Origin of the sequence: Flagellimonas baculiformis (assembly GCF_033441575.1) — a bacterium.
Lineage (GTDB): Bacteria > Bacteroidota > Bacteroidia > Flavobacteriales > Flavobacteriaceae > Flagellimonas > Flagellimonas baculiformis.
The window spans coordinates 479,884-501,890 of the sequence record NZ_JAUZVW010000001.1 but is presented as its reverse complement, the minus strand read 5'-3'; the positions used below and the strand labels follow the sequence as shown (position 1 = coordinate 501,890).

Annotated in this window: 33 protein-coding genes; 31 read left to right on the top strand and 2 right to left on the bottom strand. The window is 44.0% G+C overall.

The window, feature by feature from the left end; all coding sequences use genetic code 11:
- Positions 1 to 171: 171 nt before the first annotated feature.
- Both SD450_RS02265 and SD450_RS02260 read right to left on the bottom strand, forming a co-directional pair.
- Positions 172 to 1,602, bottom strand: coding sequence for a SusD/RagB family nutrient-binding outer membrane lipoprotein (locus SD450_RS02265; RefSeq protein WP_318343012.1), 1,431 nt, complete (start codon positions 1,600 to 1,602; stop codon positions 172 to 174).
- A gap of 9 nt (positions 1,603 to 1,611) precedes the next feature.
- A complete protein-coding gene (locus SD450_RS02260) occupies positions 1,612 to 4,833 on the bottom strand; it encodes a SusC/RagA family TonB-linked outer membrane protein (protein ID WP_318343011.1) in 3,222 nt (1,073 codons plus the stop codon).
- 486 nt (positions 4,834 to 5,319) lie between these two features.
- On the opposite strand from SD450_RS02260, the gene rpsL reads away from it, so the two are divergent.
- From rpsL to SD450_RS02105, 31 genes are all read left to right on the top strand, one after another.
- A complete protein-coding gene (rpsL, locus tag SD450_RS02255; protein ID WP_013305196.1) occupies positions 5,320 to 5,694 on the top strand; it encodes a 30S ribosomal protein S12 in 375 nt (124 codons plus the stop codon).
- A 19-nt stretch (positions 5,695 to 5,713) separates the two neighbouring features.
- A complete protein-coding gene (rpsG, locus tag SD450_RS02250; protein WP_318343010.1) occupies positions 5,714 to 6,190 on the top strand; it encodes a 30S ribosomal protein S7 in 477 nt (158 codons plus the stop codon).
- Between the two features lie 8 nt (positions 6,191 to 6,198).
- Positions 6,199 to 8,325, top strand: coding sequence for an elongation factor G (fusA, locus tag SD450_RS02245; protein ID WP_318343009.1), 2,127 nt, complete (start codon positions 6,199 to 6,201; stop codon positions 8,323 to 8,325).
- Between the two features lie 12 nt (positions 8,326 to 8,337).
- A complete protein-coding gene (rpsJ, locus tag SD450_RS02240) occupies positions 8,338 to 8,643 on the top strand; it encodes a 30S ribosomal protein S10 (RefSeq protein WP_010519396.1) in 306 nt (101 codons plus the stop codon).
- Positions 8,644 to 8,879: 236 nt separating this feature from the next.
- Positions 8,880 to 9,503: a 50S ribosomal protein L3 gene (rplC, locus tag SD450_RS02235; protein ID WP_072881227.1), complete on the top strand. Its 624-nt coding sequence runs from the start codon at positions 8,880 to 8,882 to the stop codon at positions 9,501 to 9,503.
- Positions 9,503 to 10,132, top strand: coding sequence for a 50S ribosomal protein L4 (gene rplD, locus SD450_RS02230; RefSeq protein WP_318343008.1), 630 nt, complete (start codon positions 9,503 to 9,505; stop codon positions 10,130 to 10,132). Before rplC ends, rplD begins: the two co-directional genes overlap by 1 nt.
- A gap of 7 nt (positions 10,133 to 10,139) precedes the next feature.
- Complete coding sequence (gene rplW, locus SD450_RS02225; RefSeq protein WP_072881232.1) at positions 10,140 to 10,430, top strand: 50S ribosomal protein L23; 291 nt, start codon at positions 10,140 to 10,142, stop codon at positions 10,428 to 10,430.
- Between the two features lie 9 nt (positions 10,431 to 10,439).
- Complete coding sequence (gene rplB / locus SD450_RS02220) at positions 10,440 to 11,264, top strand: 50S ribosomal protein L2 (protein ID WP_318343007.1); 825 nt, start codon at positions 10,440 to 10,442, stop codon at positions 11,262 to 11,264.
- A gap of 12 nt (positions 11,265 to 11,276) precedes the next feature.
- Entirely contained in the window at positions 11,277 to 11,555 is a 279-nt protein-coding gene (gene rpsS, locus SD450_RS02215) for a 30S ribosomal protein S19 (RefSeq protein ID WP_151891326.1), read from the top strand.
- A 7-nt stretch (positions 11,556 to 11,562) separates the two neighbouring features.
- Entirely contained in the window at positions 11,563 to 11,970 is a 408-nt protein-coding gene (gene rplV, locus SD450_RS02210; protein WP_108423770.1) for a 50S ribosomal protein L22, read from the top strand.
- A gap of 10 nt (positions 11,971 to 11,980) precedes the next feature.
- A complete protein-coding gene (gene rpsC / locus SD450_RS02205) occupies positions 11,981 to 12,700 on the top strand; it encodes a 30S ribosomal protein S3 (RefSeq protein ID WP_072881240.1) in 720 nt (239 codons plus the stop codon).
- A gap of 19 nt (positions 12,701 to 12,719) precedes the next feature.
- Positions 12,720 to 13,139, top strand: a complete 420-nt coding sequence (gene rplP, locus SD450_RS02200) for a 50S ribosomal protein L16 (protein WP_151891325.1) — start codon at positions 12,720 to 12,722, stop codon at positions 13,137 to 13,139.
- A 21-nt stretch (positions 13,140 to 13,160) separates the two neighbouring features.
- Positions 13,161 to 13,352, top strand: a complete 192-nt coding sequence (gene rpmC / locus SD450_RS02195) for a 50S ribosomal protein L29 (protein WP_072881243.1) — start codon at positions 13,161 to 13,163, stop codon at positions 13,350 to 13,352.
- Between the two features lie 13 nt (positions 13,353 to 13,365).
- A complete protein-coding gene (rpsQ, locus tag SD450_RS02190; RefSeq protein WP_014032003.1) occupies positions 13,366 to 13,623 on the top strand; it encodes a 30S ribosomal protein S17 in 258 nt (85 codons plus the stop codon).
- Positions 13,624 to 13,625: 2 nt separating this feature from the next.
- Entirely contained in the window at positions 13,626 to 13,994 is a 369-nt protein-coding gene (gene rplN, locus SD450_RS02185; protein WP_072881245.1) for a 50S ribosomal protein L14, read from the top strand.
- Positions 13,995 to 14,010: 16 nt separating this feature from the next.
- Complete coding sequence (rplX, locus tag SD450_RS02180) at positions 14,011 to 14,322, top strand: 50S ribosomal protein L24 (RefSeq protein ID WP_318343006.1); 312 nt, start codon at positions 14,011 to 14,013, stop codon at positions 14,320 to 14,322.
- Positions 14,323 to 14,324: 2 nt separating this feature from the next.
- A complete protein-coding gene (gene rplE / locus SD450_RS02175; protein WP_072881249.1) occupies positions 14,325 to 14,876 on the top strand; it encodes a 50S ribosomal protein L5 in 552 nt (183 codons plus the stop codon).
- 1 nt (position 14,877) lies between these two features.
- Positions 14,878 to 15,147 (top strand): 30S ribosomal protein S14, encoded by a 270-nt coding sequence (rpsN, locus tag SD450_RS02170; protein ID WP_318343005.1) that lies wholly within the window; start codon positions 14,878 to 14,880, stop codon positions 15,145 to 15,147.
- A gap of 21 nt (positions 15,148 to 15,168) precedes the next feature.
- Positions 15,169 to 15,567, top strand: a complete 399-nt coding sequence (rpsH, locus tag SD450_RS02165) for a 30S ribosomal protein S8 (protein WP_318343004.1) — start codon at positions 15,169 to 15,171, stop codon at positions 15,565 to 15,567.
- A 19-nt stretch (positions 15,568 to 15,586) separates the two neighbouring features.
- Positions 15,587 to 16,129 carry a 50S ribosomal protein L6 gene (gene rplF, locus SD450_RS02160; RefSeq protein ID WP_318343003.1) on the top strand — a complete coding sequence of 181 codons (543 nt, stop codon included), beginning with the start codon at positions 15,587 to 15,589 and terminating at the stop codon, positions 16,127 to 16,129.
- A 12-nt stretch (positions 16,130 to 16,141) separates the two neighbouring features.
- Complete coding sequence (rplR, locus tag SD450_RS02155) at positions 16,142 to 16,495, top strand: 50S ribosomal protein L18 (protein WP_318343002.1); 354 nt, start codon at positions 16,142 to 16,144, stop codon at positions 16,493 to 16,495.
- An 8-nt stretch (positions 16,496 to 16,503) separates the two neighbouring features.
- The gene (gene rpsE, locus SD450_RS02150) at positions 16,504 to 17,028 is read left to right on the top strand and encodes a 30S ribosomal protein S5 (protein WP_072881260.1); all 525 of its coding nucleotides are present in this window, start codon (positions 16,504 to 16,506) and stop codon (positions 17,026 to 17,028) included.
- A 13-nt stretch (positions 17,029 to 17,041) separates the two neighbouring features.
- Positions 17,042 to 17,221, top strand: a complete 180-nt coding sequence (gene rpmD / locus SD450_RS02145) for a 50S ribosomal protein L30 (RefSeq protein WP_072881262.1) — start codon at positions 17,042 to 17,044, stop codon at positions 17,219 to 17,221.
- Positions 17,222 to 17,235: 14 nt separating this feature from the next.
- Complete coding sequence (rplO, locus tag SD450_RS02140) at positions 17,236 to 17,688, top strand: 50S ribosomal protein L15 (RefSeq protein ID WP_318343001.1); 453 nt, start codon at positions 17,236 to 17,238, stop codon at positions 17,686 to 17,688.
- An 11-nt stretch (positions 17,689 to 17,699) separates the two neighbouring features.
- The gene (secY, locus tag SD450_RS02135) at positions 17,700 to 19,043 is read left to right on the top strand and encodes a preprotein translocase subunit SecY (RefSeq protein ID WP_318343000.1); all 1,344 of its coding nucleotides are present in this window, start codon (positions 17,700 to 17,702) and stop codon (positions 19,041 to 19,043) included.
- 4 nt (positions 19,044 to 19,047) lie between these two features.
- Positions 19,048 to 19,263 (top strand): translation initiation factor IF-1, encoded by a 216-nt coding sequence (gene infA / locus SD450_RS02130; protein WP_008239515.1) that lies wholly within the window; start codon positions 19,048 to 19,050, stop codon positions 19,261 to 19,263.
- A gap of 5 nt (positions 19,264 to 19,268) precedes the next feature.
- A complete protein-coding gene (ykgO, locus tag SD450_RS02125) occupies positions 19,269 to 19,385 on the top strand; it encodes a type B 50S ribosomal protein L36 (protein WP_014166264.1) in 117 nt (38 codons plus the stop codon).
- 2 nt (positions 19,386 to 19,387) lie between these two features.
- Positions 19,388 to 19,762 (top strand): 30S ribosomal protein S13, encoded by a 375-nt coding sequence (gene rpsM, locus SD450_RS02120; protein WP_072881268.1) that lies wholly within the window; start codon positions 19,388 to 19,390, stop codon positions 19,760 to 19,762.
- A 101-nt stretch (positions 19,763 to 19,863) separates the two neighbouring features.
- Positions 19,864 to 20,259, top strand: coding sequence for a 30S ribosomal protein S11 (gene rpsK / locus SD450_RS02115; protein WP_108423761.1), 396 nt, complete (start codon positions 19,864 to 19,866; stop codon positions 20,257 to 20,259).
- Positions 20,260 to 20,363: 104 nt separating this feature from the next.
- Positions 20,364 to 20,969 (top strand): 30S ribosomal protein S4, encoded by a 606-nt coding sequence (gene rpsD, locus SD450_RS02110; RefSeq protein WP_108423760.1) that lies wholly within the window; start codon positions 20,364 to 20,366, stop codon positions 20,967 to 20,969.
- A gap of 21 nt (positions 20,970 to 20,990) precedes the next feature.
- Positions 20,991 to 21,983 carry a DNA-directed RNA polymerase subunit alpha gene (locus SD450_RS02105; RefSeq protein ID WP_072881275.1) on the top strand — a complete coding sequence of 331 codons (993 nt, stop codon included), beginning with the start codon at positions 20,991 to 20,993 and terminating at the stop codon, positions 21,981 to 21,983.
- Positions 21,984 to 22,007 lie beyond the last annotated feature (24 nt).

Below are 22,007 nucleotides of genomic sequence, written 5' to 3'. Positions count from 1 at the left end.
GGCTCTAGGCTATCAAATATAAGAATGTTCCACAGAATGAAGACACTGGAAGGTTCAAAAGGTGTCAAAATTGGGTGAAGGAAAAGAATTGCACAGACTTCGTGCATAAATGAAAAGCCCGATTTATGATAAATATAATCGGGCTTTCACAAAACTTTTTTATTGTTTTAATTAATTGACATCCCAGAAAATTGGAGTATATAAATCATCTCCACCAATTGCAGATGCAGCATCATCATAATTGGCCCCATTGACAGCAGGTTCCTTGACGGGGTAAATCATTCTCAAAGGAACGGGTTGCTGGGTTTGGTCGGATAAAACCAGTTCTGGCCAATCCAATCTTCTGTACTCTGTCCAAGCTTCAAAACCGCGATTGAACAACGAAATCCACTTTTGGGTTCCGATTTTTTGTTTGTAGTCTCCTTCTGCAGTATTGTACGCTACAGATGGTTGTGCCAAATACGCATCGACCTCGGCCTGTGTTCCTCCATAATATAGAATGGAAGCCTGAATTCCTGAATTGTAGTAAGTTTCAGCATCACCTGAAATGTAGCCTCTTTCAACTGCTTCGGCCAAAAAGAAAGCTACTTCAACATAATCCATGATAGAACCAGGGTAAGTGGGGTCACCGACAATGTCAAAATTCAAATGGGTATAATTGGCATATGAATTATTTCCACCTACTGGCCCTCCAACATAGGGGTCTAAATTGTCGGCAAAATAGTCATCTATCCTTGGATCGTTTAGATCCAATAGGACATCTACAATAGTCTTGGGAGCAATATAGTCCTCTCTTCTATTGTTGATTTCGAACAAATTGTACAAGGGATTATTGTTTGCAGTTGGGGCAGACTCATACGCTATTATGGTGTTGTCGGCATTTGATGTGAACACCCCGGCACTGACGGCCTCGCTTACAACTGTTGAGGCAACTGAGGAATTGAAATCGGCCAAACGCATTCCAAGTCTTAGTTTTACCGAATTGGCCAATTTTCTCCAAGCCGTAACATCGCCTCCGTAAAATATATCGCTCGAACCAAAAGATTCTCCACCACTAGCCAATGCAGCTTGGGCCGCTGAAATTCTTGCGATTAAATCCATATAGATGGTTTCTGCATCATCGTAGACAGGGAAAAGATTGGTTATGTCGGCAGCTGCACTATAAGGAACATTGCCGTTCATGTCCACCAAATGTTGAAAGGTGTACACTTGTATGACCTCGATGATGGCCAATTGGTTTGCCTTTGTTTGGGGAAGCAAGTTTTCATCGGCATTGATTAATTCTTTTGCGGAATTTAAATCATTTATGACATTGTTATAATAAGTTGTCCAATAAGCTTGGGATGGGTCCCTGCCTATGATCAAATAATTGGATTCATCCACGTACGTCGCCTGGCCCCATAACTGGGCCCAAAGTCTAAAAACATTGGAGCCACTTATGGTCGTAATCCTGTCCGCCAAGTTTTTCTCGGCATTGGCCACCAAAGTTGCTGGTGGAACCGCAGTAGGTAACTTGGGATCATTATTGTAGTCGGTTATATCTTCTGTGCAACTTTGCAGAACAAGCCCAAAAGCTGCAGCTAATATGAATATCTTTCTCATAATTTTTAATTAAAATTCCAGTTTGATGTTAAAACCATATTCCTTGACAGAGGGGTATGCCCCGATTTGGAATCCTTGTACATTGCCAGCACCAAAGCTTTGTTCTGGGTCTGCATAGGGCAAATCTTTGTCGATAATCCATAGATTTCGGCCAACAGCCGTAATGGTAAGGCCAGTAAATGGTAGGTTCTTAATGATTTTTGCAGGAAGGGAATATCCAAGAGTGACCTCTCTTAACTTGATGTAGGACGCATCATATATGAATTGTGCATCAGGAGCATTGCCGTATCTGCCATAAGGATTTTCATATGTGGTAAAATCTCCTCTTATATCGTTGGGTGTTCCATCTTCCTTAACACCAGGTAGAATTATACCCCCACTGGTATTGTCATTGGTGACGGGGTCACGTACCGGGTTGCCCAAATCATTGAGACCGGCAGTTTCAGGATAAATACCAGTGGCCATTCCAAAATAAGTATCCCCACTAAAAACACTTCCACCTTCTTGAATGTCTATCAAAAAGCTTAAGCTCAAATCTTTGTATTTGAATGTGTTGGAGATACCAGCCTTCCAATCAGGGTTGATATCGCCCAATACCACTTGGTTTGAATCTGTCTTAAGGTAATTACCATCTTCACCTACTACTTTTTGGCCATTCAAATACACATAATCAGTACCTTTAATGGTTCCATACGCTTCACCTTTGGCAGCATTCAAGCTAACCCCAAAGAAACTGTTGACCAATATATTCTGAGAATCTTGGAATAAATCCAGTACTTCACTTTTATATGTTGAGAAGTTGATGTCGGTACTCCATGAAAAGGAATCAGACTTAAGTGCGGTGAAATACAATTGTGCCTCTATACCTTTGTTTGAAACTTGAGCTGAATTAACCACGGTGTTGGTAAAACCTGTTGCTGGGCTAATTTCCACAGGAATAATGGCATCGCTAGTTACCTGTTCGTAAAGAGAAACATCAAAACCTAGTCTTCTGTTCCAGAAGTTCATTTCCAATCCAATTTCTTTACTTTCTGTTCTTTCTTCTTTCAGTAGAGGATTATTGGAGGTCCCTGGGTTGGAATATAATGTTGCACCTCCGAAACCAGCAATTGGATTAAAGGTGTTCAGTAATTGATATGATGTTGCTCCGTTGCCTACTTCGGCATAACCGGCCCTTAATTTACCAAAACTCAAAAAGCTGCTATCAAAGAGGTTTGAAAAAACAAAACTTGCGGAAATTGCAGGGTAATAGAAGCTGTTGTCCCCATCAGGAAGAGTGGAAAAAGTATCATTTCTTATTGATCCTTCCAAAAATAAGGTGTCATCATAATCCAAACTAACATTGCCAAATACGCCAACAACGCGTACATCAGCATCGAATTCAGAGTCAGCACCAAAAACAATTGGATTAACCGAGTTGGACAGTGCATAGAGGCCTTCTAATTTTAACCCTCCGTCAGTTGCCGCAGTTATTCTGTTTGTCTTTGTTTGCCTATAGTTGGTACCCAGTACTCCGGCAATTCCTATCTTGTCAGAGAGGTCTTTGTTGAAATTTAAAAATAGGTCGTAGTTGTATTCGGCAAAATTAATGTTTCTACGGGTGTATTGGGAAGTGTCCACACTTCCAACATTGTTCCTTTCTTCCCTTATTTCGCCATAACTATCCACTGTGGCGCGTGCGAAAACTTCCACCCAATCGGTAAGGTCATATGAAATTGTGGCGTAGCCGAACAAACGGTTACGTTCATCAGTATTGTAGTTTTCATATCTTGTCCAATAAGGGTTGTCCCAATATTTAGGGCTTAAACTGTTCGGTCCTGAAGGGTTCCAAGTAATGTTTTGACCTGTAGCAAAATATGCATCTCTTTGTTCTTTAAGATCAGTGCTATTTGCCCACCATTGCCTCATGTTTGTCATTATGTTTTCAGCATCATAACCTGTTCCGTAACGGCCAAGACCTGAATTTTTAGTATAGGTAGCTTTACCTGTAATGGTTATTTTGTCATTCAAATCCATTGTGCCAACCAAATCCAAGGTGTGGCGGCCTATCTTACTGTTTGGTAAAATACCTGTTTGGTCCAATCTGGTGTAGCTCATCCTTAGGCTTCCCCTCTCAAAACCTTGGCTGATGGCGATGTTCTGCGAGCTTGTAACACTGGTTTGAAAAAAATATTCTGGACCGTGTTCGGGTGCTACCCATGGGCGTGGTTTAAGGTAAGATCCCAATTGTGGGTAATAAGAATCCCATTGGTAAACCAATAAGTTTGGATCAAATGCCAAACCAAAAGAACCATCTTCACCAGTGGGAGGGGTCACGTCTTCTATGCCGTCTCCATCCACATCAATAGAATCTATATAGCCGGCTCCATAGAAAGGACCATAACCTTGACCATATTCATTTTGAAATTCGGCGAAAGTGGATTTATCATACTTTCCAACATTCACGGAACTTGTTATTGAAACACCCAAACCTTGTCTTTTTGCTCCTTTTTTGGTGGAAATAATGATTACCCCATTAGCGGCCCTTGATCCATATAGAGCTGTAGCGGCAGAGCCTTTCAATACGTTGATGCTCGCAATATCATCAGGGTTGATATCGCTGGCGGCATTACCATAATCATAGCCATTTCCCCCACCTTGTTGTGAAGTGGAGTTGAAAGTTTCATTGCTTAACGGAACACCATCTACCACAAATAAGGCTTGGTTGTTTCCGGTTATGGACGCATATCCCCTAATGATAACATTCGCAGAACCTCCCATTGTGGAACTTTTCTTGATATCAAGACCAGCTATCTTGCCAGAAAGAGAATTGACGAAGTTTTGATCCTTGGCAGTGTTCACTTGGTCACCTTCAATTTCCTGAGTGGCATAGCCCAAGGATTTCTTTTCCCTGGAAATACCAAGTGCGGTTACAACAACCTCTTCAAGAGCCTGGGTGTCATCCTCCATTTGCACGTTCACGGTGTTTGAAGCCCCTATGATGGTTCTTACGGATTTTTGCCCTATATAGGTAAAAAGTAACGTTTGACCTTGACTTGCATTGATCGTATAGTTTCCGTCAAAATCTGTTTGGGTACCAGTGGTGGTCCCTTCAACGACAATATTGACCCCAGGCAGTGGGAGGCCGTTGACATCCGTGACTGTACCCGTGATCGTTTTGTCCTGTGCAAAGGATATATGCACAACAAACGCCAATAATAGCGTTAACAATCCATTAAGTTTTGTTTTCATTGTTGAATTATTTGAATTAGCTGATTGCGAAAGTCATAATTTCATGTTAATAATCCAAACTAATTTTATTAAATCTTTAAGAAGGGGGTGTTAAATGCAATAAGTGTAAAATGTTTAATATTGATTGATGAGTCTGTAATTTGGAGGGGGTACAATTGATTTTAATGCAAATAAGGGGTGTGTCCTGTTTGGTTTTTTGTGAAAATTCCTAGTGTGCTTTTTAACCATCATTTTCTGAAGTATTGTGTGATGTGGTCCCATGATTTTAATTAAGGTAATTTCAACTCAAATCTAAATCTACTATTCTTATACCTAATATATATGTAAAATTCGGGACGAGTAACTAATGAAGTCTGTTCTTTGGGTTTGTTGGAATATTTTTCTCTTCTCCAGTAAAATTAACCTGCAAGGATTTGAATTATTCCGAAATATCACTACATTTGCAGCCCTCAAAATGGGGGTTATTCAGTTTTTAAAAGAAATTTAATGCCAACAATTTCACAATTAGTACGAAAAGGAAGGGCCACAATTACCAAGAAGAGTAAATCGGCTGCTTTGGATTCGTGTCCTCAACGAAGAGGGGTTTGTACGCGTGTGTACACCACTACGCCGAAGAAACCAAACTCTGCAATGCGTAAAGTTGCTAGGGTAAGGTTGACCAACGGTAAAGAGGTAAATGCTTACATCCCTGGTGAAGGTCACAACCTCCAAGAGCACTCGATAGTATTGGTAAGGGGCGGAAGAGTAAAGGATTTGCCTGGTGTTCGATACCATATCGTTCGCGGTGCGTTGGATACTGCCGGTGTTGCCGGTAGAACACAGCGTCGTTCGAAATATGGTGCTAAGCGTCCTAAAAAGTAATCAACTTTAAGAAGAAGCGATGAGAAAAAAGCAGGCAAAGAAAAGACCATTGTTGCCAGACCCAAGATTTAACGATCAGCTTGTGACACGTTTTGTGAACATGATGATGTGGGATGGTAAAAAGTCGATTGCATTCAAGATTTTCTATGATGCGATCGATATCGTTGACGAGAAAAAGACGGATGATGAGAAGACGGCCTTGGAGCTTTGGAAAGATGCCCTTTCCAATGTAATGCCCCACGTTGAGGTCCGCAGTAGAAGGGTTGGGGGTGCTACCTTCCAGATTCCGATGCAGATCCGTCCTGACAGAAAAATATCCACTGCCATGAAGTGGTTGATCAATTACTCCAGAAAGCGTAATGAGAAATCCATGGCCCAAAAATTGGCCGCTGAGATTTTGGCTGCAGCCAAGGAAGAAGGTGCGGCAGTGAAGAAAAGAGTAGATACACACAAAATGGCCGAGGCCAATAAAGCATTCTCACACTTTAGATTCTAATCAGTACAATGGGAAGAGATTTAAAATATACAAGGAATATAGGTATTGCAGCTCACATCGATGCTGGGAAAACAACTACTACAGAACGTATTCTTTTCTATACAGGTGTGAGTCATAAAATTGGTGAGGTGCACGATGGTGCGGCCACTATGGACTGGATGGAGCAGGAGCAGGAGCGTGGTATCACCATTACCTCTGCCGCTACCACCTGTACTTGGCAGTTTCCTTTGGAAAACGCACAACCTACACCTGATACCAAAGGATACCATTTTAATATCATCGATACCCCCGGGCACGTTGACTTTACCGTTGAGGTAAACCGTTCCCTTCGTGTATTGGATGGGTTGGTGTTCTTGTTCAGTGCTGTTGATGGTGTTGAGCCACAGTCCGAGACCAACTGGAGGTTGGCCGATAACTATAAAGTGCCACGTATCGGGTTTGTGAACAAAATGGACCGTCAAGGTTCCAATTTCCTGAACGTGTGCAAGCAGGTTCGTGAAATGTTGGGTTCCAACTCCGTGCCGATCGTATTGCCGATCGGTGACGAGGCTGACTTCAAAGGAATCGTTGACTTGGTGAAGAACAGAGCCATTGTTTGGCATGATGAGAACTTCGGTTCCACTTTTGATGTGATTGATATCCCTGCTGATATGCAGGATGAAGTGAAGGAATACAGGGCAGCTTTGATCGAGGCTGTTGCCGAATATGATGAGAACTTGATGGAGAAATTCTTCGAAGATGAAGATTCCATCACCGAAGAAGAAGTGCATGCCGCTTTGCGTGCCGCTGTTATGGACAGGGCGATCATCCCGATGATCTGTGGTTCATCTTTCAAGAACAAAGGTGTTCAGTTCCTTTTGGATGCTGTTTGCCGTTACTTGCCTTCTCCATTGGATAAAGAGGCCATCATCGGTACCAATCCAGATACGGAAAAAGAAGAAAAAAGAAAGCCGGACCCCAAAGAGCCATTTGCAGCTTTGGCGTTCAAGATTGCCACTGACCCTTTTGTGGGACGTTTGGCATTCTTCAGGGCATACTCAGGTCGTTTGGATGCAGGTTCCTATGTCTTGAACAACCGTTCAGGTAACAAGGAGCGTATCTCTAGGATCTATCAAATGCACGCCAACAAGCAAAATGCCATCGAGTTCATCGAGGCAGGTGATATTGGTGCTGCTGTTGGGTTCAAGGACATCAAAACGGGTGATACCCTTTCTGATGAAAAGCACCCGATCGTATTGGAGAGCATGCAGTTCCCCGATCCCGTAATCGGTATTGCTGTTGAGCCCAAAACAAAGGCTGATGTGGATAAAATGGGTATGGCTTTGGCCAAATTGGCTGAAGAGGATCCAACCTTCCAGGTGAAAACCGACGAAGCTTCTGGACAGACCATCATTTCAGGTATGGGTGAGCTTCACTTGGATATCATTGTCGATCGTCTTCGTCGTGAGTTCAAAGTGGAGGTAAACCAAGGTCAACCTCAAGTGGAATACAAAGAGGCCCTTACTGCCAAAGCAGATCACAGGGAGGTTTACAAGAAACAGACCGGTGGTCGTGGTAAGTTTGCGGATATCGTATTCACCATGGAGCCTGCTGAAGAAGGAAAAGTGGGTCTTGTGTTCTCCAATGAAATCAAAGGTGGTAACATTCCTAAGGAATATGTTCCTGCCGTGGAGAAAGGTTTCAGGGAGGCTATGAAGAACGGACCTTTGGCTGGATTTGAGATGGACAGTATGAAGATTACCCTTAAGGATGGATCTTTCCACCCTGTGGATTCCGATTCATTGTCGTTCGAATTGGCAGCAAGACTTGGTTACAAAGTTGCGGCCAAAGCAGCTAGGGCGGTGTTGATGGAGCCTATCATGAAATTGGAGGTTCTTACGCCCGAGGAAAACATGGGTGATATCGTAGGTGACTTGAACCGTAGAAGGGGTCAAGTGAACAACATGGACGATAGAGCCGGTGCCAAGGTGATCAAAGCTGAGGTTCCCCTTTCGGAAATGTTCGGATATGTGACCTCGTTGAGGACCTTGTCCTCAGGTAGGGCAACATCCACCATGGAATTTTCACACTATGCAGAAACTCCTTCCAATATTGCAGAGGAAGTAATCAAGGCAGCTAAAGGAGTAACCGCTTAATAATTCAGCAAGATGAGTCAAAAAATCAGAATAAAATTGAAGTCTTACGATCACAATTTGGTGGACAAATCTGCTGAGAAGATCGTGAAAACAGTAAAGACAACTGGTGCTGTGGTGACTGGACCCATTCCGTTGCCCACCAACAAGAAGATATTCACCGTTTTGCGTTCACCCCACGTGAACAAAAAATCAAGGGAGCAGTTCGAATTGAGCTCTTACAAGAGATTGTTGGATATCTATAGCTCTTCGTCAAAGACCATCGACGCCCTTATGAAGCTTGAGCTTCCCAGTGGCGTTGAGGTTGAGATCAAGGTTTGATGAGGACTTGACTTTCTGAAGGCCAGAAAGTCGTAGCCGAACAAACACTGAGCGAAGCCGAAGTGTCTTAATGAAAAGATGCTGAAAAAGGTTCAGCATAAACATGTCTCTGACGATGGTCAGGGAAAAACGGAGAAAGAAAAAAATCTGGGTCAGAGCAGAATTCTTTTCTTGACCCAATTTTTTTGCCGAGAAATTGGCGCAATTAAAAAAGTAAACAATTAATAATTATAAATATGTCTGGGTTAATAGGTAGAAAAATCGGTATGACCAGCATCTTCGACGAGAATGGAAAGAACATTCCATGTACCGTTCTTGAAGCTGGGCCATGCGTGGTTACCCAAGTCAGAACCGAAGAGGTGGACGGGTACAGTGCCCTTCAACTAGGTTTCGATGACAAGGCAGAAAAACGTGCTAACAAGGCCGAAACAGGTCACTTCAAAAAAGCAGGTGCTTCTCCCAAGAAAAAAGTCATCGAATTCCAAGGATTTGAAGGAGAATACAAATTGGGCGATACCGTTGGTGTCGATATTTTCATGGAGGGTGAGTTTGTTGACGTTGTCGGCACATCCAAAGGAAAAGGATTCCAAGGTGTTGTCAAGCGCCATGGTTTTGGTGGTGTAGGTCAAGCGACCCACGGTCAGCACAACAGGTTGAGGGCTCCCGGTTCCATCGGTGCCGCGTCATACCCGGCCCGTGTTTTCAAAGGAATGAAAATGGCCGGTAGAATGGGTGGTGATCGTGTAACGGTCCAAAACTTGAGAGTGTTGAAAGTGGTTCCAGAAAAAAACCTTTTGGTTGTAAAAGGATGTGTGCCTGGCCATAAAAATGCATATGTAACTATTCAAAGGTGGCAATAATGAAGGTAGCAGTTTTAGATATCAACGGAAAAGAAACCGGAAGAAAGGTAGACCTTTCTGACGACGTTTTTGCGATAGAGCCCAATCAGCATGCCATTTATTTGGATGTGAAGCAGTATTTGGCCCATCAGAGACAAGGTACGCACAAAGCCAAGGAAAGAGCCGAGGTTGCAGGAAGTACCCGTAAGATCAAAAAGCAAAAAGGTACTGGTACCGCAAGGGCCGGTAGCATCAAGTCCCCAGTTTTCAGGGGCGGAGGTAGAATCTTCGGTCCAAGACCAAAAGACTACACCCAAAAGCTGAACAAAGGACTTAAGCGTTTGGCCAGAAGATCGGCACTTAGCCTCAAGTCCAAAGAGAACGCTTTGGTGGTTGTGGAAGACTTCAACTTCGAAGCACCAAAGACCAAGGATTTTGTTGCTTTCCTTACATCTTTGGGCATCGACAATAAAAAGTCCCTGATAGTGTTGGGTGATACAAATAATAACGTATATTTGTCGTCGCGTAATTTGGAACGCTCCGAAGTTGTAACCAGCTCACAATTAAATACTTACAGTATAGTTAACGCTAAAAGTCTAGTATTGACCGAGAGTGCTTTGGAAGGAATTGAATCGAATCTAAAGAAATAAGAGCATCATGAGTGTGTTGATAAAACCGATCATTACGGAAAAAATGACCGCTGACAGCGAGCTTTTCAATCGCTATGGTTTCTATGTTGAGCCCAAGGCCAACAAGTTGGAGATCAAAGAAGCGGTAGAGGCTACTTATGGTGTTTCAGTGGAAAAGGTCAGGACCATGAACTATGGTCCTACCCGCAAGAGCCGCTATACAAAAACGGGTATCCAGCATGGTAAGACCAATGCCATGAAAAAGGCGATCGTAGATGTTGCCGAAGGTGATATCATTGATTTTTACAGTAATCTATAAAGACGAGAGATGTCAGTTAGAAAATTAAAACCGATAACCCCTGGTCAGCGTTTTAGAGTAGTGAACGGATTTGACGCGATCACTACTGATAAGCCGGAGAAAAGCTTGCTTGCTCCGTTAAAAAAGACAGGTGGTAGGAACAGTCAAGGAAAAATGACCATGCGCCATAGGGGTGGAGGTCATAAGAGAAGATATCGTATCATCGATTTCAAAAGGGACAAGCAGGGAGTGGATGCCACAGTGGCCTCTATCCAGTACGATCCCAACAGAACTGCATTCATCGCCTTGGTGGAGTATCCTGATGGTGAGAAAAGATATGTGATTGCCCAGAATGGGTTGCAGGTGGACCAAAAGATTACTTCTGGTACCGGTTCTGCCCCTGAAATTGGAAATGCCTTGCCTTTGGGTGAGATTCCATTGGGAACCATTATTTCCTGTATCGAGCTTCGACCAGGTCAAGGAGCCATTATGGCACGTAGTGCCGGTACCTTTGCCCAGTTGATGGCGAAGGACGGTAAATTCGTTACCATTAAGCTTCCTTCTGGAGAGACCCGTATGATCTTGGCCACTTGTTTGGCCACCATCGGAGCGGTTTCCAACTCCGACCACCAATTGTTGGTGTCCGGTAAAGCTGGTAGAAGCAGATGGTTGGGTAGAAGACCAAGAACAAGACCAGTAGCCATGAACCCTGTCGATCACCCAATGGGTGGTGGTGAAGGAAGGGCTTCCGGAGGTCACCCAAGATCTAGAAACGGTATTCCTGCAAAAGGTTACAGGACCCGTTCCAAGACCAAGGATACCAATAGATATATCATCGAACGTAGAAAGAAATAAAAGAAAAAGGAAATGGCACGTTCATTAAAAAAAGGACCATACGTTCATCATAGCTTGGAGAAGAAAGTCCAAGGTAATATAGAATCAGGTAAGAAAACAGTTATCAAAACATGGTCTAGGGCCTCTATGATAACCCCGGATTTTGTGGGACAGACCATCGCGGTACACAACGGAAAACAATTCGTTCCCGTGTATGTTACTGAGAACATGGTGGGACACAAACTTGGAGAATTTTCACCTACGCGATCTTTCCGAGGTCACGCAGGAGCCAAAAACAAAGGTAAAAAGTAAGTAAGCTATGGGAGTTCGTAAAAGACAAATGGCCGAAAGGTTAAAGGAAGAAAAAAAGCAACTTGCTATTGCAAAGCTTAACAATTGCCCTACATCTCCAAGAAAGATGCGTTTGGTAGCTGACTTGGTAAGGGGAAAACAAGTGGAATTGGCATTGGCCATCCTTAGGTTCAACTCCAAGGAGGCATCCAGGAAACTGGAAAAGCTGTTGCTTTCCGCCATTGCCAACTGGGAAGCCAAGAATGAGGACGCCAGCATCGAGGATGCGGATCTTTATATCAAGGAAATCCGAGTGGATGGAGGAACCATGTTGAAACGTTTGAGACCCGCTCCACAAGGAAGGGCCCACCGAATCAGAAAACGTTCCAACCATGTGACCATGATCGTGGAATCCAATAACAACGTTCAAAGCTAGAAAATAGAATATGGGACAGAAGACCAATCCAATAGGAAATCGCTTAGGAATTATCAGAGGATGGGAATCCAACTGGTACGGAGGAAACGATTACGGCGATAAGCTGGCTGAGGATGACAAAATAAGAAAGTACGTTCATGCACGTTTGGCCAAGGCCAGCGTGTCCAGAGTAATCATTGAAAGGACTTTGAAACTGATCACCATTACCATTACCACGGCAAGACCTGGTATCATCATCGGTAAAGGGGGACAAGAGGTGGACAAGCTTAAGGAAGAGCTTAAGAAAATCACCAACAAAGAGGTCCAGATCAATATCCATGAAATAAAGAGACCGGAGCTTGATGCCAATTTGGTCGCTGCCAGTGTGGCAAGACAGATCGAGAGCAGGATTTCATACAGAAGGGCCATCAAAATGGCGATTGCAGCTGCAATCCGTATGAATGCCGAAGGAATCAAGATCCAGATCTCAGGACGTTTGAACGGTGCCGAGATGGCGCGTTCCGAGTCCTACAAAGAAGGAAGGATTCCATTGTCCACTTTCCGTGCCGATGTGGATTACGCATTGCAGGAAGCCCACACTACCTATGGTAGATTGGGGATCAAAGTGTGGATCATGAAAGGAGAGGTCTATGGAAAAAGAGAACTTTCCCCATTGGTAGGATTGTCCAAGGCCCAAGGAACAAAAGGCGGTAAACAAGAAGGTGGCAAAAAACCACGCCGTAGAAAGTAATAAGATAAAGTAAGGTAAGATGTTACAGCCAAAAAGAACAAAATTTCGTAAGACCCAGAAGGGGCGTATGAAAGGTATATCCCAAAGGGGGCACCAACTTTCCAATGGAATGTTCGGTATCAAATCCATGGATTCGCATTTCATTACTTCCCGTCAAATCGAGGCTGCGCGTATTGCTGCAACTAGGTATATGAAAAGACAAGGCCAGTTGTGGATCAAGATATTCCCGGACAAGCCCATCACCAAGAAACCCCTTGAGGTTCGTATGGGTAAGGGTAAAGGTGCACCGGAATACTGGGTGGCCATCGTGAAGCCAGGTAGGATCATGTTCGAGGTAGCCGGGGTTCCCATGGATGTTGCCAAGGAAGCATTGAGGCTAGCGGCACAAAAGTTGCCGGTAAAGACCAAATTTATCGTAGCAAGGGATTATTCCGCCTAATTTTTTAATTGGAGAAGAAAGATGAAACAATCAGAAATAAAAGAACTTTCAATTGAAGAGCTAAAGGAGAAGTTGGTCGAGTTGAAAAAACAACATGCCGACCTTAAGATGGCACACGCCATTACTCCTTTGGAAAATCCTTTACAGATCAGAAAGACCAGAAGGACGGTGGCAAGACTTGCAACTGAATTAACAAAAAGGGAATTACAATAATTGGTTCTGCCTTATGGAAAACAGAAATTTAAGAAAAGAAAGAATAGGCGTTGTTACCAGCAACAAAATGGAGAAATCAATTGTGGTTTCTGAGGTAAAACGAGTGAAGCACCCCATGTACGGGAAATTCGTTTTGAAGACCAAGAAGTATGTAGCCCACGATGAGAAGAACGATTGCAACGAAGGTGACACCGTTAAAATAATGGAAACAAGACCATTGAGCAAAACAAAATGCTGGAGATTGGTCGAAATCCTTGAAAGAGCTAAATAATTATGGTACAACAGGAATCAAGATTAAAGGTTGCGGACAACACAGGTGCAAAAGAAGTTTTGACCATCCGCGTACTGGGAGGAACCAAAAGAAGGTATGCTTCCCTAGGTGACAAGATTGTTGTGTCCGTCAAGGAGGCAACTCCAAATGGTACTGTAAAGAAAGGTTCTGTTTCCACGGCCGTTGTGGTACGGACGAAAAAGGAAGTAAGAAGACCTGATGGCTCTTACATCCGTTTCGACGACAACGCCTGTGTATTGTTGAACGCTGCTGGCGAGATGAGGGGGACCCGTGTTTTTGGTCCTGTTGCAAGAGAGCTTAGGGACAGACAGTTCATGAAGATTGTTTCATTGGCGCCCGAAGTGCTATAAAAGAAATATCAGAGAGATGAAGTTGAAAATCAAAACAGGGGATACGGTAAGAGTCACGGCTGGCGACCACAAAGGTAGCGAAGGCAAAGTGCTCGTAGTGGACCGCGAAAAGAACAAGGCCATCGTGGAAGGCGTCAATATGGTGTCCAAACACGAAAAGCCAAGTGCAAAGAACCCTCAAGGAGGCATAACAAAAAAGGAAGCTCCCATACACATTTCCAACCTTTCCTTGATCGACCCTAAGTCTGGCGAAGCCACAAGGGTAGGTTATGAAGTAAGGGATGGCAAGAAAGTAAGGGTCTCCAAAAAATCCAATGAAGTAATTTAGTCATGAGTTACATCCCAAGATTAAAGCAAGAATACAAGGAGCGTGTGATCAAGGCGCTGACCGATGAGTTTGGTTACAAGAACGTAATGCAGGTTCCAAAGTTGGAAAAAATAGTTGTGAGCCGAGGTGTTGGTGCCGCTGTGTCCGACAAAAAGCTCATAGACCACGCTGTGGACGAACTGACCAACATTACAGGTCAGAAAGCCGTTGCCACCATTTCCAAAAAGGACGTTGCTACCTTTAAATTGAGAAAAGGAATGCCCATTGGGGCAAAAGTGACCCTTAGGGGAGAGCGTATGTACGAATTTTTGGATAGATTGATTACCACAGCCCTTCCAAGGGTACGTGACTTCCAAGGAGTGAAAGCCACCGGTTTCGACGGTAGGGGCAATTACAACCTAGGGATCACCGAGCAGATCATCTTCCCAGAGATCAACATAGACAGGATCAACAGGATCAATGGAATGGATATCACCTTCGTTACTTCTGCCGATACTGATAAAGAAGCAAAATCATTGTTAACCCAATTGGGAATACCCTTTAAAAAGAACTAGTATGGCCAAGGAATCAATGAAAGCCCGTGAAAGAAAAAGGGCAAAAATGGTTGAGAAGTATGCCGAGAAAAGAAAGGCACTGAAAGAAGCCGGAGATTATGAGGCGCTTCAGAAGTTGCCAAAGAATGCATCTCCCGTACGTTTGCACAACCGTTGCAAATTGACCGGAAGACCAAGAGGATATATGAGAACATTCGGCATATCCAGGGTGATGTTCAGGGAAATGGCCAATAAGGGCTTGATTCCAGGAGTTAAAAAGGCAAGTTGGTAATTATTTAGATAAAGAAAAGAAATGCTTACAGATCCAATTTCAGATTTTCTGACCAGAATTAGGAATGCCAATAAGGCAGGTCACAGGGTAGTGGACATCCCCGCTTCCAATCTAAAGAAAGAGATTACCAAAATATTGTTCGATCAAGGCTATATTTTGAGTTACAAGTTCGAGGAGGACAAAGTACAGGGCAACATCAAGATAGCCCTTAAGTACGACAAATCCACCAAGGAGCCCATTATCAAGAAGCTACAAAGGGTGAGTAAGCCCGGTCTGCGTAAATACACAGGTTCCGATGAACTGCCAAGGGTCTTGAACGGTTTGGGTATTGCCATCGTGTCCACTTCACACGGAGTGATGACCAGCAAGCAGGCCAAGCAGGAGAACGTTGGTGGCGAAGTATTGTGCTACGTATATTAATAGAGAAAAGAGAAGAAAAATGTCAAGAATAGGTAACAATCCAATTACAGTTCCAGATGGCGTCACCGTAGAGGTGAAGGATGCCGTGGTTACCGTAAAAGGAAAATTGGGAGAACTTTCCCAGGATTTCTCGGAAGTTGATGTAAAGGTTGAAGATGGGACCGTAGTAGTGGAAAGACCATCGGATTCCAAAGAGCACAAAGCAAAGCACGGACTATACCGCGCCCTTGTGGCCAATATGATCAAAGGTGTATCCAAAGGATGGACCAAGGAATTGGAATTGGTGGGCGTTGGATACAGGGCCAGCAACCAAGGACAGAAATTGGATCTTGCCCTAGGGTTCTCCCACAACATCATCATGGACATCGCTCCTGAGGTGAAAATAGAGACCATCTCCGAAAAGGGAAAGAACCCTATCGTGAAACTAACATCCCATGACAAACAATTGGTGGGCCAAGTGGCCGCCAAGATCCGTGGCTTCCGTAAGCCAGAACCTTACAAAGGAAAAGGTATCAAGTTTGTGGGTGAGCAACTAAGAAGAAAAGCAGGTAAATCAGCTTAATGATATAAGACTATGGGATTATCTAAGACTGAAAGAAAATTACGCATCCGAAGAAGAATACGCAAAGTATCCTTCGGAACTGAAGCAAGACCAAGATTGTCCGTTTTCAGGAGCAACAAGGAAATATATGCCCAGTTGATCGATGACAACAAAGGGGTTACCCTTGCAGCTGCATCGTCCAGGGACAAAGGTGTTGACGCCAAAGGATCCAAATCCGATGTGGCCACTGCCGTTGGTAAGGCCATTGCCGAAAAGGCCCTTAAGCTTGGTGTGGAGACCGTGGCCTTTGATAGGGGAGGAAACCTATACCACGGAAGAGTAAAATCATTGGCTGAAGGAGCTAGGGAAGCAGGACTAAAATTCTAATAAGAGCTATGTACCAAAATTATAAGAACGTAGAGATTGTTAAGCCAGGTGGACTGGAGTTGAAAGACCGTTTGGTAGGAGTACAAAGGGTTACCAAGGTAACAAAAGGTGGTAGGGCCTTCGGTTTTTCTGCAATTGTTGTGGTTGGTGACGAGAACGGAGTTGTTGGACATGGTCTTGGCAAATCTAAAGAAGTTGCAACTGCTATTGCAAAAGCAATCGAGGACGCCAAAAAGAACTTGGTCCGTATTCCTTTGAACAAGGCCACACTTCCCCACGAACAAAAAGGGAAGTACGGAGGTGCAAAGGTGTACATCCAACCAGCTTCCCATGGTACCGGAGTGATTGCAGGTGGTGCGGTCAGGGCCGTACTCGAAGCAGTCGGTGTACACGATGTATTGTCAAAGTCACAAGGATCGTCCAACCCCCACAACGTGGTAAAGGCAACTTTTGATGCCCTATTGCAGTTGAGGAGTGCAGATACCGTGGCAAAACAAAGAGGCATTTCTTTGGAAAAAGTCTTTAAAGGATAAACAAGAGGATATTATGTCAAAGATTAAGGTAAAACAAGTAAAGAGCGCCATCAAAAGGCCACAGAACCAAAAAAGGACTTTGGAGGCCCTTGGACTGCGTAAGATCGGGCATGTTGTTGAACACGATGCAACGCCTAATATCCTTGGAATGATAAATAAGGTAAAACACTTGGTTTCCACAGAGGAAGCCTAAAAATATAACGGCACATGGATTTACATAATCTTAAACCAGCGGAAGGCGCTGTTCACAAAGAAGGAAAGCGTGTAGGAAGAGGAGAGGGCTCTGGAAAAGGAGGAACCTCCACCCGTGGGCACAAAGGAGCCAAGGCCAGATCTGGATATTCCAAGAAAATTGGTTTTGAAGGAGGTCAGATGCCTTTGCAAAGAAGGGTTCCCAAGTTTGGTTTCAAGAACGTCAACAGAAAGGAATACAAAGCAGTCAACTTAGCTAAACTTCAGGAATTGGTGGACAATGCCGGTGTGAAGAACGAAGTTACTTTGGACACTTTGATCGAGAACGGATTGGCGCACAAGAACGATTTGGTGAAGATCTTGGGCAATGGAGAATTGAAAGCGTCCCTAAAAGTTTCTGCACATAAATTTAGTGCTTCCGCAAAAGCTGCCATCGAGGCTGCCGGAGGTGAGGCAATAAGTTTATAAGTACGTATAGCATGAAGAAATTTATCGAGACCATATCAAATATCTGGAAAATTGATGAGTTGAGACAGCGCATCATCCTTACGCTCGGCCTTTTATTGGTGTACCGTTTTGGTGCCCAGGTCGTGCTTCCCGGTATTGATACTGCCCAATTGGCCCAATTGGCCTCCCAAACCGATTCGGGTATTTTGGGGATTCTTAATGCTTTCACAGGAGGTGCTTTTGCCAATGCATCCGTATTTGCATTGGGGATCATGCCCTACATTTCTGCATCCATCGTGGTACAGTTGATGGGAATTGCCATCCCTTATCTGCAAAAATTGCAGAAAGAAGGGGAAAGCGGTAGAAAGACCATCAACCAGATTACACGTTGGTTGACCATCGGTATCTGTATTGTCCAGGCCCCTGCCTATTTGTACGGTCTTGGAGCATTGGGAGTGCCGGACAGTGCCTTTATTTTGGGCAAAGGTTTGGATTTCATCATCCCGGCTGTAGTGATCTTGGTCACCGGATGTGTGTTCGCCATGTGGTTGGGTGAGAAGATCACGGACAAAGGTATCGGAAACGGTATTTCCCTGTTGATCATGGTCGGTATCATTGCCACCATGCCACAGTCCTTTGTACAGGAGTTCATCTCCAGGACCACGAACAACACTGGAGGTATCATGTTCATGTTGATAGAGGTTATCGTATGGTTCTTGGTGATCTTGGCTAGCGTACTTTTGGTCATGGCCGTGAGACAGATACCTGTACAATACGCCAGAAGAACAGCTTCTGGAGGCTATGAAAAGAACATCATGGGAGCTAGACAGTATATCCCATTGAAATTGAACGCTTCCGGCGTAATGCCCATCATTTTCGCCCAGGCGATTATGTTCGCACCAAGCTTGTTGGGAAGAACGTTCAACAATACCGCAGTGGGACAGTGGATGGAAGTCCAGTTCGCAGATATCTTCGGATTGGCCTACAACATCCTGTTCGCTATATTGATTATAATCTTCACCTACTTCTATACGGCCATCACCGTGCCTACCAACAAAATGGCCGATGACCTAAAAAGAAGTGGTGGTTTCATACCCGGTATCAGACCAGGGAAAGAAACTGGGGATTATTTGGACAAGATCATGTCATTGATCACCTTGCCAGGATCTATTTTCTTGGCCCTGTTGGCCGTGTTGCCCGCAGTGGTGGTGAAATTGATGGACGTGCAGGCAGGCTGGGCCCTGTTTTACGGTGGAACATCACTGTTGATTATGGTAGGTGTGGCCATTGATACGGTACAACAAGTCAATTCCTATTTGTTGAACAGACACTACGATGGCTTGATGAAAACCGGAAAAAACAGAAAAGTAGCGTAACCCTATGGCAAAGCAGTCAGCAATAGAACAAGACGGGACTATCATTGAGGCATTGTCAAACGCAATGTTCAGGGTAGAACTGGAAAACGGGCATGTTGTAACGGCGCACATCTCCGGGAAAATGAGGATGCACTACATCAAATTGCTCCCAGGGGACAAAGTAAAGTTGGAAATGAGTCCATACGATTTAACAAAAGCAAGAATTACTTATAGATACTAATTACGATGAAAGTAAGAGCATCAATAAAGAAGAGGAGTGCCGAGTGTATAATAGTACGCAGAAAAGGCAGATTGTACGTAATCAACAAAAAGAATCCTAGATTTAAACAAAGACAAGGGTAGTTATGGCAAGAATTGCAGGTGTAGATATACCTAAACAAAAGCGTGGCGTTATTTCACTTACCTATATTTTTGGAATAGGTAAAAGCAGGGCGCAAGAGATTTTGAAGATGGCCCAGGTAAGTGAGGATACCAAGGTGTCCGACTGGAACGATGACGAGATCGGAAGGATCAGGGACGCCGTTTCCACTTTCACCATCGAAGGAGAGCTCCGCTCAGAGACCCAGATGAACATCAAACGTTTGATGGACATCGGTTGTTACCGTGGAATTCGTCACAGAGCTGGACTGCCACTTAGGGGACAACGTACCAAGAACAACTCTAGGACCAGAAAAGGAAAACGTAAAACAGTTGCCAACAAGAAAAAAGCAACTAAATAATAAAACATAGTCATTAGTCTTTAGACGTTAGAAGAATCTGTTTGAAATGTAAAAGTCTAGGATTCCAATAACTAAGAGCTAACAACTAGAAACTAAAAGATATGGCAAAGGCAAATACCAAAACAGCTACCAAAAAGCGTAAGGTGATCGTAGAATCTACCGGTGAAGCGCACGTAGTAGCATCTTTCAACAACATCATCATCTCCCTGACCAACAAGAAGGGCGATGTGATCTCTTGGTCCTCAGCAGGAAAAATGGGTTTCCGCGGATCCAAAAAGAACACTCCCTATGCCGCTCAGGTGGCAGCAGAGGATTGCTCCAAGGTAGCCCACGAAGCTGGATTGAGAAAAGTGAAGGTATATGTAAAAGGACCAGGTAACGGTAGGGAATCCGCTATCCGTTCCATCCACAATTCAGGGATCGAGGTTACCGAGATCATCGACGTGACCCCACTACCGCACAACGGTTGTAGGCCTCCCAAAAGAAGAAGAGTTTAATCAAGTATAATCAAAATGGCCCCAAAAGGGTCTTCACCGAAGGCGCAGTTAGATTATCGAAGGATAAGCCTTAATTCATAATCGCGCTTTCCAAATTAAAGAAGATGGCAAGATACACAGGACCAAAAACAAAGATCGCTAGAAAGTTTGGAGAAGCGATCTTCGGGGACGACAAATCCTTTGAGAAGAAAAATTACCCTCCAGGACAACACGGTAACAACAGACGTCGCGGCAAGAAATCAGAATATGCCGTGCAGTTGATGGAAAAGCAAAAGGCCAAATATACCTATGGTATTTTGGAGCGTCAGTTCCGTAACCTGTTCGCCGAGGCCAAAAGAAAAGAAGGGGTTACCGGTGAGGTATTGCTCCAGTTGTGCGAATCCCGCTTGGACAACGTAGTCTACAGAATGGGAATCTCCCCTTCAAGAAGGGGCGCACGCCAGTTGGTCTCCCACAGGCACATCACCGTGAACGGTGACGTAGTGAACATTCCTTCATACAAGCTGAAAGCAGGTGACGTTGTCGGTGTAAGGGAAAAATCAAAATCCGTTGAATCCATCGTAGATTCATTGGCTGCCAATAGTTCCGTTTATGAGTGGATCACTTGGAATTCTGAAAAGAAAGAGGGTACTTTCGTATCTGTTCCCCAAAGAATCCAGATCCCTGAAAACATCAAGGAGCAGCTGATCGTCGAATTATACTCTAAATAAGAATTCAACATTAATCCAATTATGGCATTACTTAATTTTCAGAAGCCCGATAAAGTTATAATGATAGATTCAACAGATTTCGAAGGGAAATTTGAGTTCCGCCCTTTGGAACCTGGTTATGGCTTGACAGTTGGGAACGCGCTGAGAAGGGTTTTGCTTTCCTCTTTGGAAGGTTTTGCCATCACTTCTGTGCGCATAGATGGAGTTGAACATGAATTTTCGGTTGTCCCTGGCGTAGTCGAGGACGTAACCGAAATCATATTGAACCTAAAACAAGTTAGGTTCAAAAGACAGATTGATGATGTTGAGAGCGAGACCGTTTCCATCTCTGTGAGCGGAAAAGAACAATTGACCGCTGGGGATTTCCAGAAATTCATTTCAGGATATCAAGTGCTCAATCCCGATTTGGTGATCTGCAACATGGGTCCCAAAGTGAGCATCAACATGGAAATCGTCATCGAAAAAGGACGTGGGTACGTTCCTGCCGAGGAGAACAAGAAATCCAATGCACCGCTTGGTAGCATCGCAGTGGACTCTGTGTACACTCCCGTTAAGAACGTAAAATATAGCATCGAGAACTATAGGGTAGAGCAAAAGACCGATTACGAGAAATTGGTTTTTGAGATTATAACCGATGGTTCCATCCACCCAAAAGATGCATTGACCGAAGCCGCCAAGGTTTTGATCCACCACTTTATGTTGTTCTCCGATGAGCGCATCACCCTAGAGGCTGATGAGATCGCACAAACAGAGACCTACGATGAGGAGTCATTGCACATGCGTCAATTGTTGAAGACCAAATTGGTGGACATGGACTTGTCCGTTAGGGCATTGAACTGTCTGAAAGCTGCCGAAGTGGATACTTTGGGAGATTTGGTTTCCTTCAACAAGAACGACCTAATGAAATTTAGGAACTTTGGTAAAAAATCCTTGACCGAATTGGAAGAGTTGGTGATCAACAAAGGACTTCAGTTTGGAATGGATTTGAGCAAATACAAATTAGATAAAGATTAATCAATCATATTTTGCTCTCCCTGT

What these genes read in the sequence shown, in the direction of transcription:
- SD450_RS02265 (WP_318343012.1), bottom strand. Translation starts at nt 1,602, where the DNA reads ATGAGAAAGATATTCATATTAGCTGCAGCTTTTGGGCTTGTTCTGCAA.
- SD450_RS02260 (WP_318343011.1), bottom strand. Translation starts at nt 4,833, where the DNA reads ATGAAAACAAAACTTAATGGATTGTTAACGCTATTATTGGCGTTTGTT.
- rpsL (WP_013305196.1), top strand. Translation starts at nt 5,320, where the DNA reads ATGCCAACAATTTCACAATTAGTACGAAAAGGAAGGGCCACAATTACC.
- rpsG (WP_318343010.1), top strand. Translation starts at nt 5,714, where the DNA reads ATGAGAAAAAAGCAGGCAAAGAAAAGACCATTGTTGCCAGACCCAAGA.
- fusA (WP_318343009.1), top strand. Translation starts at nt 6,199, where the DNA reads ATGGGAAGAGATTTAAAATATACAAGGAATATAGGTATTGCAGCTCAC.
- rpsJ (WP_010519396.1), top strand. Translation starts at nt 8,338, where the DNA reads ATGAGTCAAAAAATCAGAATAAAATTGAAGTCTTACGATCACAATTTG.
- rplC (WP_072881227.1), top strand. Translation starts at nt 8,880, where the DNA reads ATGTCTGGGTTAATAGGTAGAAAAATCGGTATGACCAGCATCTTCGAC.
- rplD (WP_318343008.1), top strand. Translation starts at nt 9,503, where the DNA reads ATGAAGGTAGCAGTTTTAGATATCAACGGAAAAGAAACCGGAAGAAAG.
- rplW (WP_072881232.1), top strand. Translation starts at nt 10,140, where the DNA reads ATGAGTGTGTTGATAAAACCGATCATTACGGAAAAAATGACCGCTGAC.
- rplB (WP_318343007.1), top strand. Translation starts at nt 10,440, where the DNA reads ATGTCAGTTAGAAAATTAAAACCGATAACCCCTGGTCAGCGTTTTAGA.
- rpsS (WP_151891326.1), top strand. Translation starts at nt 11,277, where the DNA reads ATGGCACGTTCATTAAAAAAAGGACCATACGTTCATCATAGCTTGGAG.
- rplV (WP_108423770.1), top strand. Translation starts at nt 11,563, where the DNA reads ATGGGAGTTCGTAAAAGACAAATGGCCGAAAGGTTAAAGGAAGAAAAA.
- rpsC (WP_072881240.1), top strand. Translation starts at nt 11,981, where the DNA reads ATGGGACAGAAGACCAATCCAATAGGAAATCGCTTAGGAATTATCAGA.
- rplP (WP_151891325.1), top strand. Translation starts at nt 12,720, where the DNA reads ATGTTACAGCCAAAAAGAACAAAATTTCGTAAGACCCAGAAGGGGCGT.
- rpmC (WP_072881243.1), top strand. Translation starts at nt 13,161, where the DNA reads ATGAAACAATCAGAAATAAAAGAACTTTCAATTGAAGAGCTAAAGGAG.
- rpsQ (WP_014032003.1), top strand. Translation starts at nt 13,366, where the DNA reads ATGGAAAACAGAAATTTAAGAAAAGAAAGAATAGGCGTTGTTACCAGC.
- rplN (WP_072881245.1), top strand. Translation starts at nt 13,626, where the DNA reads ATGGTACAACAGGAATCAAGATTAAAGGTTGCGGACAACACAGGTGCA.
- rplX (WP_318343006.1), top strand. Translation starts at nt 14,011, where the DNA reads ATGAAGTTGAAAATCAAAACAGGGGATACGGTAAGAGTCACGGCTGGC.
- rplE (WP_072881249.1), top strand. Translation starts at nt 14,325, where the DNA reads ATGAGTTACATCCCAAGATTAAAGCAAGAATACAAGGAGCGTGTGATC.
- rpsN (WP_318343005.1), top strand. Translation starts at nt 14,878, where the DNA reads ATGGCCAAGGAATCAATGAAAGCCCGTGAAAGAAAAAGGGCAAAAATG.
- rpsH (WP_318343004.1), top strand. Translation starts at nt 15,169, where the DNA reads ATGCTTACAGATCCAATTTCAGATTTTCTGACCAGAATTAGGAATGCC.
- rplF (WP_318343003.1), top strand. Translation starts at nt 15,587, where the DNA reads ATGTCAAGAATAGGTAACAATCCAATTACAGTTCCAGATGGCGTCACC.
- rplR (WP_318343002.1), top strand. Translation starts at nt 16,142, where the DNA reads ATGGGATTATCTAAGACTGAAAGAAAATTACGCATCCGAAGAAGAATA.
- rpsE (WP_072881260.1), top strand. Translation starts at nt 16,504, where the DNA reads ATGTACCAAAATTATAAGAACGTAGAGATTGTTAAGCCAGGTGGACTG.
- rpmD (WP_072881262.1), top strand. Translation starts at nt 17,042, where the DNA reads ATGTCAAAGATTAAGGTAAAACAAGTAAAGAGCGCCATCAAAAGGCCA.
- rplO (WP_318343001.1), top strand. Translation starts at nt 17,236, where the DNA reads ATGGATTTACATAATCTTAAACCAGCGGAAGGCGCTGTTCACAAAGAA.
- secY (WP_318343000.1), top strand. Translation starts at nt 17,700, where the DNA reads ATGAAGAAATTTATCGAGACCATATCAAATATCTGGAAAATTGATGAG.
- infA (WP_008239515.1), top strand. Translation starts at nt 19,048, where the DNA reads ATGGCAAAGCAGTCAGCAATAGAACAAGACGGGACTATCATTGAGGCA.
- ykgO (WP_014166264.1), top strand. Translation starts at nt 19,269, where the DNA reads ATGAAAGTAAGAGCATCAATAAAGAAGAGGAGTGCCGAGTGTATAATA.
- rpsM (WP_072881268.1), top strand. Translation starts at nt 19,388, where the DNA reads ATGGCAAGAATTGCAGGTGTAGATATACCTAAACAAAAGCGTGGCGTT.
- rpsK (WP_108423761.1), top strand. Translation starts at nt 19,864, where the DNA reads ATGGCAAAGGCAAATACCAAAACAGCTACCAAAAAGCGTAAGGTGATC.
- rpsD (WP_108423760.1), top strand. Translation starts at nt 20,364, where the DNA reads ATGGCAAGATACACAGGACCAAAAACAAAGATCGCTAGAAAGTTTGGA.
- SD450_RS02105 (WP_072881275.1), top strand. Translation starts at nt 20,991, where the DNA reads ATGGCATTACTTAATTTTCAGAAGCCCGATAAAGTTATAATGATAGAT.